General features: G+C 54.7%; 11 protein-coding genes. All 11 read left to right on the forward strand.

Annotated features, from left to right (window positions below):
- The first annotated feature begins 1 nt into the window (after window position 1).
- The 11 genes from murD (at window position 2) to secA (ending at window position 13947) form a co-directional block, all read left to right on the forward strand.
- Window positions 2-1318, forward strand: a complete 1317-nt coding sequence (gene murD / locus E3U32_RS16605; protein WP_134349647.1) for a UDP-N-acetylmuramoyl-L-alanine--D-glutamate ligase — start codon at window positions 2-4, stop codon at window positions 1316-1318.
- On the forward strand, window positions 1318-2562 hold the full coding sequence (gene ftsW, locus E3U32_RS16610; protein ID WP_134349648.1) for a cell division protein FtsW: 1245 nt from the start codon (window positions 1318-1320) through the stop codon (window positions 2560-2562). The genes murD and ftsW overlap by 1 nt, the downstream gene beginning before the upstream one ends.
- A complete protein-coding gene (gene murG, locus E3U32_RS16615) occupies window positions 2559-3623 on the forward strand; it encodes an undecaprenyldiphospho-muramoylpentapeptide beta-N-acetylglucosaminyltransferase (protein ID WP_134349649.1) in 1065 nt (354 codons plus the stop codon). The genes ftsW and murG overlap by 4 nt, the downstream gene beginning before the upstream one ends.
- Window positions 3624-3680: 57 nt before the next feature.
- The gene (murC, locus tag E3U32_RS16620) at window positions 3681-5156 is read left to right on the forward strand and encodes a UDP-N-acetylmuramate--L-alanine ligase (RefSeq protein ID WP_134349650.1); all 1476 of its coding nucleotides are present in this window, start codon (window positions 3681-3683) and stop codon (window positions 5154-5156) included.
- Window positions 5149-6069 carry a D-alanine--D-alanine ligase gene (locus E3U32_RS16625; protein ID WP_134349651.1) on the forward strand — a complete coding sequence of 307 codons (921 nt, stop codon included), beginning with the start codon at window positions 5149-5151 and terminating at the stop codon, window positions 6067-6069. The genes murC and E3U32_RS16625 overlap by 8 nt, the downstream gene beginning before the upstream one ends.
- 1 nt (window position 6070) lies before the next feature.
- Window positions 6071-6913 carry a cell division protein FtsQ gene (gene ftsQ / locus E3U32_RS16630; RefSeq protein ID WP_134349652.1) on the forward strand — a complete coding sequence of 281 codons (843 nt, stop codon included), beginning with the start codon at window positions 6071-6073 and terminating at the stop codon, window positions 6911-6913.
- On the forward strand, window positions 6910-8166 hold the full coding sequence (gene ftsA / locus E3U32_RS16635) for a cell division protein FtsA (RefSeq protein ID WP_006173845.1): 1257 nt from the start codon (window positions 6910-6912) through the stop codon (window positions 8164-8166). Before ftsQ ends, ftsA begins: the two co-directional genes overlap by 4 nt.
- Window positions 8167-8229: 63 nt before the next feature.
- On the forward strand, window positions 8230-9381 hold the full coding sequence (ftsZ, locus tag E3U32_RS16640; RefSeq protein ID WP_008501978.1) for a cell division protein FtsZ: 1152 nt from the start codon (window positions 8230-8232) through the stop codon (window positions 9379-9381).
- A gap of 101 nt (window positions 9382-9482) precedes the next feature.
- Window positions 9483-10400: a UDP-3-O-acyl-N-acetylglucosamine deacetylase gene (gene lpxC / locus E3U32_RS16645; RefSeq protein WP_061099229.1), complete on the forward strand. Its 918-nt coding sequence runs from the start codon at window positions 9483-9485 to the stop codon at window positions 10398-10400.
- 278 nt (window positions 10401-10678) lie between these two features.
- Window positions 10679-11182 carry a secA translation cis-regulator SecM gene (gene secM / locus E3U32_RS16650; protein ID WP_166790953.1) on the forward strand — a complete coding sequence of 168 codons (504 nt, stop codon included), beginning with the start codon at window positions 10679-10681 and terminating at the stop codon, window positions 11180-11182.
- Between the two features lie 59 nt (window positions 11183-11241).
- Window positions 11242-13947, forward strand: a complete 2706-nt coding sequence (gene secA / locus E3U32_RS16655; protein WP_134349653.1) for a preprotein translocase subunit SecA — start codon at window positions 11242-11244, stop codon at window positions 13945-13947.
- The last annotated feature ends 20 nt before the right edge of the window (window positions 13948-13967 follow it).

A 13967-nucleotide genomic window follows, 5' to 3' on the forward strand; every position in this document is an offset into this window, starting at 1 on the left:
CATGGCAGATTACCAGGGTAAAAAAGTCGTTATCATCGGGTTAGGCCTCACGGGGCTTTCCTGCGTGGACTTTTTCCTCGCACGTGGCGTAACGCCGCGCGTGATGGATACGCGTGTCTCTCCGCCGGGCCTGGACAAACTGCCGGAACAGGTTGAACGCCACCTTGGTGGTCTGAATGATGACTGGCTGCTGGCAGCCGATCTGATTGTCGCAAGTCCGGGTATGGCGCTGGCGCATCCTTCACTGAGCGCTGCCGCGGATGCAGGCGTTGAGATTGTCGGTGATATCGAGCTGTTCTGCCGCGAAGTGCAGGCACCCGTTGTTGCGATTACCGGTTCTAACGGTAAAAGCACCGTCACCACCCTGGTGGGAGAAATGGCGAAAGCTGCGGGCATGAATGTCGGCGTTGGCGGTAACATTGGTTTACCTGCTCTGATGCTGCTGGACAAAGGCTGTGAGCTGTATGTCCTTGAACTTTCGAGCTTCCAGCTGGAAACGACCTCCAGCCTGCATGCTGCCGCTGCGACGATCCTTAACGTGACCGAAGATCATATGGACAGGTATCCATTTGGCCTGCAGCAGTACCGTGCCGCTAAGCTGCGCGTTTATGAAAATGCCAAAGTCTGCGTTGTTAACGCCGATGACGCGCTGACCATGCCGGTGCGTGGTGCAGACGATCGCTGTATTAGCTTCGGTATCACCATGGGTGATTACCACCTGAACCGCCAACTGGGCGAAACCTGGCTGCGCGTGAAGGGTGAGAAAGTGCTGAATGTGAAAGAGATGAAGCTCTCTGGTCAGCACAACTATACCAATGCCCTGGCGGCGCTGGCGCTGGCGGATGCAGTAGGGCTGCCGCGCTCCTCCAGCCTGAAAGCGTTAACCACGTTTTCTGGTCTGGCACACCGTTTCCAGCTGGCGCTGGAGCACAACGGCGTGCGCTGGATCAACGACTCCAAAGCCACCAACGTGGGAAGCACGGAGGCCGCGCTGAACGGCCTGCACGTTGAAGGTACTCTGCATTTACTGCTGGGCGGCGACGGTAAATCAGCCGATTTCTCCTCCCTGAAGCCGTATCTCCTGGGAGATAACATCCGCCTGTACTGCTTCGGCCGTGACGGCAGCGAGCTGGCTGAACTGCGTCCTGACGTTGCAGAGCAAACCGAAACCATGGAACAGGCGATGCGGCTGATTGCCCCTCGCGTGAAGCCAGGCGATATGGTGCTGCTCTCTCCGGCGTGTGCCAGCCTCGATCAATTCAAGAATTTCGAACAGCGTGGTGATGTCTTTACCCGCCTGGCGAAGGAGTTAGGCTAATGCGTTTATCTCTCCCTCGCCTGAAAATGCCGCGCCTGCCAGGATTTGGGATCCTGGCATGGCTGTTTGCGGCACTCAAAGGCTGGGTGATGGGCTCTCGTCAAAAAGATAACGACAGCCTGATCATGTACGACCGCACGCTGTTCTGGCTCACCATGGGGCTGGCGGCGGTCGGCTTTATTATGGTGACGTCAGCCTCAATGCCTGTCGGGCAGCGTCTGGCGAACGATCCTTTCCTGTTTGCCAAGCGTGATGGCCTGTACATCATCCTGGCGTTCTGTCTGGCGCTGGTCACCTTGCGTCTGCCAATGGAGTTCTGGCAGCGGCACAGTACGGCGATGCTGATTGCCTCGATCATTATGCTGCTGATCGTACTGGTGGTGGGGAGCTCCGTGAACGGGGCATCACGCTGGATTGCCTTTGGTCCGCTGCGTATTCAGCCTGCGGAATTTACCAAGCTCTCTCTGTTCTGCTACCTGGCTAACTACCTGGTGCGTAAAGTGGATGAAGTGCGTAATAACCTGCGCGGCTTCTTAAAACCGATGGGCGTGATTCTGGTGCTGGCGGTGTTACTGCTGGCGCAGCCTGACCTGGGTACCGTTGTCGTACTGTTTGTCACCACTCTGGCCATGCTGTTCCTGGCGGGTGCGAAGCTGTGGCAGTTCATCGCCATCATCGGGATGGGCATTTCGGCGGTTGTGCTGCTGATCCTCGCCGAGCCTTACCGTATTCGCCGTGTCACCTCATTCTGGAACCCGTGGGAAGACCCATTCGGCAGCGGTTATCAGCTGACGCAGTCGCTGATGGCCTTTGGCCGCGGTGAAGTCTGGGGGCAGGGGCTGGGTAATTCGGTACAGAAACTGGAGTATTTACCGGAAGCGCACACTGACTTCATCTTCTCCATTATTGCGGAAGAACTGGGTTATATCGGTGTGGTATTAGCGTTATTAATGGTATTCTTCGTCGCTTTCCGCGCCATGTCCATCGGCCGGAAAGCGCTGGAGATCGATCACCGCTTCTCAGGTTTCCTGGCCTGTTCAATAGGTATCTGGTTTAGCTTCCAGGCATTGGTAAACGTCGGGGCCGCAGCGGGTATGCTGCCGACCAAAGGTCTGACGTTGCCGTTGATCAGTTATGGTGGTTCCAGTCTGTTGATTATGTCGACGGCCATCATGTTCTTGTTACGCATAGATTATGAAACGCGTTTGCAAAAAGCTCAGGCGTTTACTCGAGGTTCACGATGAATCAACCGAAGCGGTTAATGGTGATGGCAGGCGGTACCGGCGGACATGTGTTCCCGGGACTGGCGGTTGCGCACCATTTAATGGATCAGGGCTGGCAGGTACGCTGGCTGGGAACCGCAGACCGCATGGAAGCCGACCTGGTACCGAAGCACGGTATCGAGATCGACTTTATCCGTATTTCTGGCCTTCGTGGCAAAGGCGTTAAGGCGCTGCTGCTGGCTCCGGTGCGGATTTTTAACGCCTGGCGTCAGGCGCGCGCCATCATGAAGCGCTTTAAGCCCGATGTAGTGCTGGGCATGGGCGGTTATGTCTCTGGTCCTGGTGGGCTGGCAGCATGGTCGTTAGGTATTCCCGTCGTGCTGCATGAGCAGAACGGTATTGCCGGTCTGACCAACAAGTGGCTGGCGAAAATCGCTACCAAAGTCATGCAGGCGTTTCCCGGGGCGTTCCCTAAAGCGGACGTGGTTGGTAACCCGGTACGTGTTGACGTGCTGGCGCTACCGTTGCCGGATGCTCGCCTGATGGGCCGTGAAGGGCCGGTTCGCGTGCTGGTCGTCGGCGGTTCTCAGGGCGCACGCATTTTAAACCAGACGATGCCGCAGGTTGCTGCGAAGCTGGGGGATGCCGTAACCCTCTGGCATCAGAGCGGAAAAGGTGCTCAGCAGATCGTTGAGCAGGCTTACGCCGAGGCGGGGCAGCCGCAGCATAGAGTTACCGAATTTATTGATGACATGGCCGCAGCGTACGCCTGGGCCGATGTCGTGGTCTGTCGCTCAGGTGCGCTGACGGTAAGCGAAATCGCCGCCGCCGGTTTACCCGCCCTGTTTGTGCCGTTCCAGCACAAAGACAGACAGCAGTACTGGAATGCGCTGCCGCTTGAGAAAGCTGGCGCGGCGAAAATTTTTGAGCAGCCACAATTTACCGCCGACGCGGTCGCCACCACCCTGGCGGGCTGGAACAGAGACGTATTACTGGAGATGGCAGAACGCGCGCGCGCGACGGCTATCCCGGATGCGACGGAACGGGTGGCAAAAGAAGTGAGCCTGGCAGCCCAGGCTTAACCCTCGCAGCGCGTGAAGCGCGGCACGAATTTTTAAGTAGTCGATGGCGTTTAGAGAATGAATACACAACAACTGGCAAAACTGCGTTCAATCGTGCCCGAGATGCGTCGCGTCCGGCACATTCACTTTGTTGGCATCGGTGGTGCTGGCATGGGCGGTATTGCCGAAGTGTTAGCTAACGAAGGCTATCAGATCAGCGGGTCTGACCTGGCGCCAAACCCTGTTACGCAGCAGCTGGCGTCGCTTGGGGCGACTATCTATTTCAACCATCGCCCGGAAAACGTGCGCGATGCGAGCGTGGTGGTGGTATCGAGCGCCATCGCCTCTGACAACCCGGAAATCGTTGCCGCGCATGAAGCGCGCATTCCGGTAATCCGCCGTGCAGAAATGCTGGCGGAACTGATGCGTTTCCGCCACGGCATCGCCGTTGCCGGGACCCACGGTAAAACCACGACCACGGCGATGGTCTCAAGTATTTATGCAGAAGCGGGTCTTGACCCGACGTTCGTCAACGGCGGTCTGGTAAAAGCCGCGGGCGTCCATGCACGTCTGGGCCACAGTCGTTACCTGATTGCTGAAGCGGATGAAAGCGATGCGTCGTTCCTGCATCTGCAGCCGATGGTGGCGATTGTCACTAACATCGAAGCTGACCATATGGATACTTACCAGGGTGACTTCGAGAACTTAAAGCAGACCTTTATCAACTTCCTGCACAACCTGCCGTTCTATGGACGCGCGGTAATGTGCGTAGACGATCCGGTGATCCGCGAACTGCTGCCGCGCGTAGGGCGTCAAATCACCACTTACGGCTTCAGTGAAGACGCTGACGTCCGCGTGGAAGAGTACAAACAGATTGGCGCACAGGGGCATTTCACGCTGGCGCGTCAGGACAAAGAACTGCTGCAGGTGACGCTAAATGCGCCAGGGCGTCATAACGCCCTCAATGCGGCAGCGGCAGTGGCCGTTGCGACGGAAGAAGGCATTGATGACGACGCAATCCTGCGTGCGCTGGAAAGCTTCCAGGGGACCGGGCGTCGTTTCGACTTCCTCGGTGAATTCCCGCTGGACGCCGTAAACGGTAAAGCTGGCACCGCTATGCTGGTGGACGACTACGGTCACCATCCAACCGAAGTGGACGCCACTATTAAAGCCGCGCGCGCAGGCTGGCCTGATAAGAATCTGGTGATGATCTTCCAGCCGCACCGCTTTACGCGTACCCGCGATCTGTATGACGATTTCGCCAGCGTCCTGTCTCAGGTGGATACGCTGCTGATGCTGGATGTGTATTCAGCGGGCGAAACGCCGATTCCGGGAGCAGACAGCCGTTCCCTGTGTCGTACCATTCGTGGACGCGGTAAAGTTGACCCTATTCTGGTTTCTGACCCGGCACAGGTGGCGGAAATTCTGGCTCCAGTGCTCACCGGTAACGATTTGATTCTGATTCAGGGGGCGGGAAATATCGGCAAAATCGCCCGTACCCTGGCTGAAATCAAACTGAAGCCGCAAACCCAGGAGGATGAGCATCATGGTTGATAAGATTGCTGTCCTGTCTGGCGGCACCTCCGCAGAGCGCGAGGTTTCCCTGCATTCCGGCGCTGCGGTGCTGGCGGGCCTGCGTGAAGGGGGCGTCAATGCGCACCTGGTCGATCCAAAAGAGGTCGACGTGACGCAATTAAAAGCGCTGGGCTTCGATAAAGTCTTTATCGCTTTACATGGTCGTGGCGGTGAAGACGGAACCCTGCAGGGACTTCTGGATTTGACTGGCATGCCATACACCGGTAGCGGCGTGATGGCATCCGCCATCTCTATGGATAAACTGCGCAGTAAGCTGCTGTGGCAGGGCGCGGGATTACCGGTTGCACCGTGGGTGGCACTGACGCGTCGCGAATTTGAATTGGGCCTGTCGGATAGCGTTAATACACGCATTGCTGAACTGGGCTTACCGGTTATTGTAAAGCCGAGCCGGGAAGGGTCGAGCGTGGGCATGTCAAAAGTCGACAAAGCTGACGATTTATCCTCCGCTTTAGCACTGGCATTTCAACATGATGAAGAAGTTCTGATTGAAAAATGGCTCAGCGGGCCGGAATTTACCGTTGCGATGCTTGGTGAAGAAATTTTACCGTCAATCCGTATCCAACCGGCCGGAACCTTCTATGATTATGAGGCAAAGTATCTCTCTGATGAGACGCAATATTTCTGCCCTTGTGGTCTTGATGCTGAGCGTGAAGCAGATTTACAGTCCCTGGTGCTTAAAGCCTGGCATATTCTGGGTTGCCGCGGCTGGGGACGCATCGATGTGATGCAAGACAGTGATGGACAATTTTATTTGCTGGAAGCGAATACATCGCCGGGAATGACCAGCCACAGCCTTGTGCCGATGGCCGCACGTCAGGCGGGGATGAGTTTCTCGCAGTTAGTCGTACGCATTCTGGATCAGGCGGGCTGATATGTCTCAGGCTGCATTGAACACGCGCAACCGCGATGACGAGGAAGATTACGCTTCTTCGCGCCGGAGTAATGGAACGCGTCTTGCAGGCATTATTTTCCTGCTCGGGGTGCTGTGCACCGTGTTTATCAGCGGCTGGATGGTGCTGGGCTGGATGGAAGATGCGCAGCGGTTGCCACTTTCTAAGCTGGTTGTTACCGGTGAGCGCCACTACACGCGTAACGATGATATTCGCCAGTCAATTCTGGCGCTGGGATCGCCTGGCACCTTTATGACTCAGGACGTCAATATTATCCAGAGCCAGATTGAACGTCTGCCATGGATAAAACAGGCGAGTGTAAGAAAGCAATGGCCTGATGAATTGAAGATTCATCTGGTTGAATATGTGCCCATTGCGCGTTGGAATGATCAGCACATGGTTGACGTAGACGGAAATTCCTTCAGCGTCCCGGCCGATCGTGTCAACAAGCAAAATTTACCGATGTTGTATGGCCCTGAAGGCAGCGAAAATGAAGTATTACAGGGTTTTCGCGAAATGGGTCAGGTGCTGGCGAAGGACAGGTTTACGTTAAAAGATGCTGCAATGACGGCGCGCCGTTCCTGGCAGTTGACGTTAACGAACGGCATTAAGCTCAACCTGGGTCGCGGGGACACAATGAAGCGTCTGGCGCGTTTTGTAGAACTTTACCCGGTTTTACAGCAGCAGGCGCAGACGGACGGCAAACGGATAAGCTACGTTGATTTGCGCTATGACTCAGGCGCAGCAGTCGGTTGGGTACCGGCTCCGGTCGAGGAACCTAATCAGCAACAGAATCAGGCACAGGTACAGGCAGAACAACAATGATCAAGGCGACGGACAGAAAACTGGTAGTTGGACTGGAGATTGGCACCGCGAAGGTTGCCGCTTTAGTAGGGGAAGTTCTGCCCGACGGTATGGTCAATATCATTGGCGTAGGCAGTTGCCCGTCACGTGGTATGGATAAAGGTGGGGTAAACGATCTTGAATCGGTAGTGAAATGCGTCCAGCGCGCTATCGATCAGGCTGAATTGATGGCAGATTGCCAGATTTCTTCTGTCTATCTAGCCCTTTCTGGAAAGCATATTAGCTGCCAGAACGAAATCGGTATGGTGCCGATTTCCGAAGAAGAAGTGACGCAGGAAGACGTCGAAAACGTTGTGCATACGGCGAAGTCCGTGCGTGTCCGCGATGAGCATCGCGTGCTGCATGTGATCCCGCAGGAATATGCGATTGACTACCAGGAAGGGATTAAGAACCCGGTCGGTCTTTCCGGCGTACGTATGCAGGCAAAAGTGCACCTGATCACATGTCACAACGATATGGCGAAGAACATTGTAAAAGCCGTTGAACGTTGTGGCCTGAAAGTTGACCAACTTATTTTCGCCGGTCTGGCGGCAAGTTATTCCGTGCTGACCGAAGACGAACGTGAACTGGGTGTCTGTGTGGTCGATATTGGTGGTGGTACAATGGACATGGCCGTATATACCGGCGGTGCTCTGCGCCACACCAAAGTGATCCCTTATGCAGGGAACGTTGTGACCAGCGATATCGCTTACGCTTTTGGTACGCCACCGAGCGATGCAGAAGCGATTAAAGTGCGCCACGGCTGTGCGCTGGGTTCTATCGTCGGCAAAGATGAGAGCGTTGAAGTGCCAAGTGTCGGTGGTCGTCCACCGCGTAGCCTGCAGCGCCAGACGTTGGCAGAGGTGATTGAGCCTCGCTATACCGAGCTGCTCAACCTGGTCAACGAAGAGATTTTACAGTTACAGGAACAGCTTCGTCAGCAGGGTGTTAAACATCATCTTGCGGCGGGGATTGTATTAACCGGCGGTGCAGCGCAAATTGAAGGTCTTGCGGCCTGTGCACAGCGCGTGTTCCATACGCAAGTGCGTATTGGTGCGCCGCTGAATATCACCGGTTTAACGGATTATGCTCAGGAGCCGTATTATTCAACGGCTGTGGGCCTGCTCCACTACGGGAAGGAATCTCATCTCAGTGGTGAAGCAGAAGTGGAAAAACGCGTCTCAGTGGGGTCGTGGGTCAAACGACTGAACAACTGGTTGCGAAAAGAGTTTTAATTTTTTTAAGAGACCGGAGAGAATTAGCGGTCTCGGGCGACAGGCACAACGGAGAGAGAAATTATGTTTGAACCTATGGAACTGACCAACGACGCGGTGATTAAAGTCATCGGCGTCGGTGGCGGCGGCGGTAACGCCGTAGAGCATATGGTGCGTGAACGCATCGAAGGTGTTGAATTCTTTGCAGTTAACACCGATGCGCAGGCACTGCGTAAGACGGCTGTAGGCCAGACTATCCAGATCGGCGGTGGTATCACCAAAGGGCTGGGAGCCGGGGCTAACCCGGAAGTGGGTCGCAACGCGGCTGAAGAAGATCGTGAAGCGCTGCGCGCTGCGCTGGAAGGTGCGGACATGGTCTTCATCGCAGCAGGTATGGGTGGCGGTACGGGTACCGGCGCTGCACCTGTTGTGGCTGAAGTGGCTAAAGATTTAGGTATCCTGACCGTTGCTGTCGTGACCAAGCCTTTCAATTTTGAAGGCAAGAAGCGTATGGCCTTCGCGGAGCAGGGTATCACCGAGCTGTCCAAGCATGTGGACTCGCTGATTACCATCCCGAACGACAAGCTGTTGAAAGTTCTGGGTCGCGGTATCTCTCTGCTGGACGCGTTCGGTGCAGCAAACGACGTGCTGAAAGGCGCGGTGCAGGGTATCGCTGAACTGATTACCCGTCCTGGCCTGATGAACGTTGACTTTGCAGACGTTCGCACCGTGATGTCCGAAATGGGCTACGCGATGATGGGCTCTGGTGTGGCGAGCGGTGAAGACCGTGCAGAAGAAGCGGCTGAAATGGCTATCTCTTCTCCACTGCTGGAAGATATCGATCTGTCTGGTGCGCGCGGCGTGCTGGTCAACATTACCGCTGGCTTTGATCTGCGTCTGGATGAGTTCGAAACCGTGGGTAATACCATCCGTGCGTTCGCCTCTGACAACGCTACCGTGGTAATCGGTACTTCTCTTGACCCTGAAATGAACGACGAACTGCGTGTGACTGTTGTTGCGACCGGTATCGGCATGGACAAACGTCCTGAGATCACTCTGGTGACCAACAAACAGACTCAGCAACCGGTAATGGATCGTTACCAGCAGCACGGTATGTCTCCTCTGACTCAGGAGCAGAAACCGGCCGCGAAAGTGGTGAATGACCCAACGCCGCAAACGGCAAAAGAGCCAGATTATCTGGATATCCCGGCGTTCCTGCGTAAGCAAGCTGACTAAGAATTGGCTGGAATTTGGGGATTTGCGCTCTTTGTGCTAAACTGGCCCACCGTTAGTGATATACACTCTCGGTTGGATAGTTAATTTGGCGAGATTATACGATGATCAAACAAAGGACACTTAAACGTATCGTTCAGGCGACAGGTGTCGGTTTACATACCGGCAAGAAAGTCACACTGACGTTACGCCCTGCGCCGGCCAATACCGGGGTCATCTATCGTCGCACCGACTTGAATCCACCGGTAGATTTTCCGGCCGATGCCAAATCTGTGCGTGATACTATGCTCTGTACTTGTCTGGTGAACGAGCATGACGTGCGGATTTCTACCGTAGAGCACCTGAACGCCGCCCTGGCGGGTCTGGGTATCGACAACATTATTGTTGAAGTCGATGCGCCAGAAATCCCGATTATGGATGGCAGTGCTGCTCCGTTCGTTTATCTGTTGCTGGATGCCGGCATCGAAGAACTGAACTGTGCGAAGAAATTTGTTCGCATCAAAGAGACCGTTCGCGTCGAAGATGGCGACAAGTGGGCTGAATTCAAACCGTACAATGGTTTCTCGTTGGACTTTACCATCGATTTTAACCATCCGGCGATTGATGCAAGCACCCAACGCTATGCGATGAACTTCTCTGCTGATGCGTTTATGCGTCAGATTAGCCGAGCCCGTACATTTGGCTTCATGCGTGATATTGAATATCTGCAGTCCCGTGGTCTGTGCCTGGGCGGCAGCTTCGATTGTGCCATCGTTGTTGACGATTATCGCGTACTGAACGAAGACGGCCTCCGTTTCGAAGATGAATTCGTTCGTCACAAAATGCTGGACGCTATCGGCGACCTGTTCATGTGTGGTCACAATATCATTGGTGCATTTACCGCGTTCAAATCCGGTCATGCACTGAACAACAAACTGTTGCAGGCCGTCCTGGCAAAACAGGAAGCTTGGGAATATGTGACCTTCGAAGACGAAGCTGAACTGCCGCTGGCTTTCAAAGCGCCAACCATGGTTCTGGCGTAACGGTTCACTCCGTTTCGTAAAAAATCGACTGGTTAACCTGGTACTCTCTCCGACCAGGGAGACCAGTCGTTTTTATTTTTACCCTTCTTTGTTTGCCCCAGCGTTATCTCTTGTTTGTCTTGCACAGAAAATGTGTGCGTTAGCTGCATTCTTGACCGTTTTTCCCCGCGGCAACACTTCATTCCTGCTGATGTGTATTGGCTTTAGTGGTAATATCTGGGCGCTTAAAAGAATAACTGAATTCAGCCTGTACCAGGCTGGCTTATGTGGTGGAGCAAGTGAGCGGAATACTGACGCGCTGGCGACAATTTGGCAGACGTTACTTCTGGCCGCATCTCTTATTAGGGATGGTCGCGGCGAGTTTCGGCTTGCCTGCGCTCAGCAACAGTGCCGAAGCGGCGACACCGGCGAAGACCTCCACAACCAAACACGATCTCAACACGCGGGTTAACTTTACTAACCTCGCGTGGCTTGAAGCCAATCGCCGCCCGAATTTCTCCGTTGATTACTGGCACCAGCACGCTATCCGCACGGTTATTCGCCATCTGTCATTTGCGATGGCACCGCAGGCCATGCCTGTTGCGGAAGAGACGCTGCCGGTGCAGGCGCAGCATCTTGCCCTGCTGGACACGCTCAACGCGCTGCTCACGCAGGACAGTCAGCCGCCGGTCATGGTTCGCCAGACAGCGCAACGTGCGCTTGTTCCTCCTGCCTCATTCTCTGTTTCAACATGGATTAGCCAGGCTCACGGCATTCGTGCCGGGCCTCAACGCCTCAGCTAAATTAACTTTTTTCAATACCTTAATTTATCTGCCCACGATGGGGCGTTTGAGAATTTATTATGCTAATCAAATTATTAACCAAAGTTTTTGGTAGTCGTAACGATCGTACCCTGCGCCGTATGCGTAAAGCCGTCACCGTCATCAATGGTATGGAACCGGCGATGGAACAGCTCTCTGATGACGAGCTGAAGGCCAAGACGGGCGAATTCCGTGCTCGCCTGGAAAAAGGTGAAACCTTAGAAAGCCTGATCCCTGAAGCATTCGCCGTGGTGCGTGAAGCGAGTAAGCGCGTATTCGGCATGCGTCACTTCGACGTTCAGCTGCTGGGTGGTATGGTGCTCAACGAGCGCTGCATCGCGGAAATGCGTACCGGTGAAGGTAAAACCCTGACTGCAACGCTACCGGCATACCTGAACGCCCTGACCGGTAAAGGCGTTCACGTGGTTACCGTCAACGACTATCTGGCACAGCGTGACGCCGAAAACAACCGTCCACTGTTCGAATTCCTGGGGATGACCGTGGGCATCAACATGTCCGGTCTGCCTGCGCCAGCCAAACGTGACGCGTATAACGCGGATATCACCTACGGCACTAACAACGAATACGGCTTCGACTACCTGCGTGACAACATGGCGTTCAGCCCTGAAGAGCGTGTACAGCGTAAACTGCACTATGCGCTGGTGGATGAGGTGGACTCCATCCTGATCGATGAAGCACGTACTCCTCTGATTATCTCCGGCCCTGCTGAAGACAGCTCCGAGATGTACCGCAAAGTCGACAAAATCATTCCGCACCTGCTGCGCCAGGAGAAAGAAGACTCCGACACCTTCCAGGGTGAAGGTCACTTCTCTGTAGATGAAAAAGCGCGCCAGGTGAACCTGACTGAACGCGGTCTGGTTCAGATTGAAGAACTGCTGGTTGCTCAGGGCATCATGGAAGAAGGCGAGTCTCTGTACTCTCCGAGCAACATCATGCTGATGCACCACGTGACCGCTGCGCTGCGTGCTCATGCGCTGTTCACCCGTGATGTCGATTACATTGTGAAAGACGGCGAAGTGATCATCGTCGATGAACACACCGGCCGTACCATGCAGGGACGTCGCTGGTCTGATGGTCTGCACCAGGCGGTTGAAGCCAAAGAAGGCGTTGATATTCAAAACGAAAACCAGACGCTGGCGTCTATCACCTTCCAGAACTACTTCCGTCTGTACGAGAAGCTGGCGGGTATGACCGGTACGGCAGATACCGAAGCGTTTGAATTCAGCTCCATCTACAAGCTGGATACCGTGGTCGTTCCAACCAACCGTCCGATGATCCGTAAGGATATGCCGGATCTGGTGTACATGACCGAAGCGGAAAAAATTCAGGCGATCATCGAAGATATCCGCGAACGTACTGCGAACGGCCAGCCGGTGCTGGTGGGGACGATCTCCATCGAGAAATCCGAAGTGGTTTCTAACGAGCTGACCAAAGCGGGTATCAAACACAACGTTCTGAACGCCAAATTCCACGCCAAAGAAGCGGACATTGTTGCGCAGGCAGGTTATCCGGGTGCCGTGACCATCGCCACCAACATGGCGGGTCGTGGTACCGATATTATGCTGGGTGGTAGCTGGCAGGCCGAAGTGGCAGAGCTGGAAAACCCAACCCCGGAACAGATTGCACAGATCAAAGCGGACTGGCAGGTTCGTCACGATGCGGTACTGGCGTCGGGCGGTCTGCACATCATTGGTACCGAGCGCCACGAATCTCGTCGTATTGATAACCAGCTGCGCGGTCGTGCGGGTCGTCAGGGTGATGCTGGTTCCTCCCGCTTCTACCTGTCGATGGAAGATGCGCTGATGCGTATTTTCGCCTCCGACCGTGTATCAGGCATGATGCGTAAGCTGGGGATGAAACCAGGCGAAGCCATTGAACACCCGTGGGTCACCAAAGCGATCGCTAACGCACAGCGTAAAGTGGAAAGCCGCAACTTTGATATTCGTAAGCAGCTGCTGGAATATGATGATGTGGCTAACGATCAGCGCCGCGCAATTTACACCCAGCGTAATGAACTGCTGGATGTGTCCGACGTAAGCGAAACCATCAACAGCATCCGCGAAGATGTGTTTAAAGCGACAATTGACGCGCATATTCCTCCTCAGTCTCTGGAAGAAATGTGGGATATCGAAGGTCTGCAGGAACGTCTGAAAAATGACTTCGACCTTGAGCTGCCAATCAAAGAGTGGCTGGATAAAGAGCCTGAGCTGCACGAAGAAACTCTGCGCGAACGTATCTTTGAAAACGCTCTTGAAGTTTATAAGCGTAAAGAAGAGGTCGTTGGCGCTGAGATGATGCGTCACTTCGAAAAAGGCGTGATGCTGCAGACGCTGGATTCCCTGTGGAAAGAGCACCTGGCGGCGATGGACTACCTGCGTCAGGGGATCCACCTGCGTGGCTATGCGCAGAAAGATCCGAAGCAGGAATACAAGCGTGAATCCTTCTCCATGTTTGCTGCTATGCTGGAGTCGCTGAAATATGAAGTGATCAGCACCCTGAGCAAAGTTCAGGTGCGTATGCCGGAAGAAGTGGAAGAGATGGAGCAGCAGCGTCGTGAAGAGGCTGAGCGTCTGGCGCAAATGCAACAGCTGAGCCACCAGACTGACGACATCGAAGCCGCAGCGGCGATCGCCGCACAGACCGGCGATCGTAAAGTAGGGCGTAACGATCCGTGCCCATGCGGTTCCGGTAAAAAATATAAGGCGTGCCACGGCCGTCTGAGCTAAGACGTTAACAAATCGAAAAG

Origin of the sequence: Lelliottia nimipressuralis (genome assembly GCF_004402045.1) — a bacterium.
GTDB lineage: Bacteria > Pseudomonadota > Gammaproteobacteria > Enterobacterales > Enterobacteriaceae > Enterobacter > Enterobacter chinensis.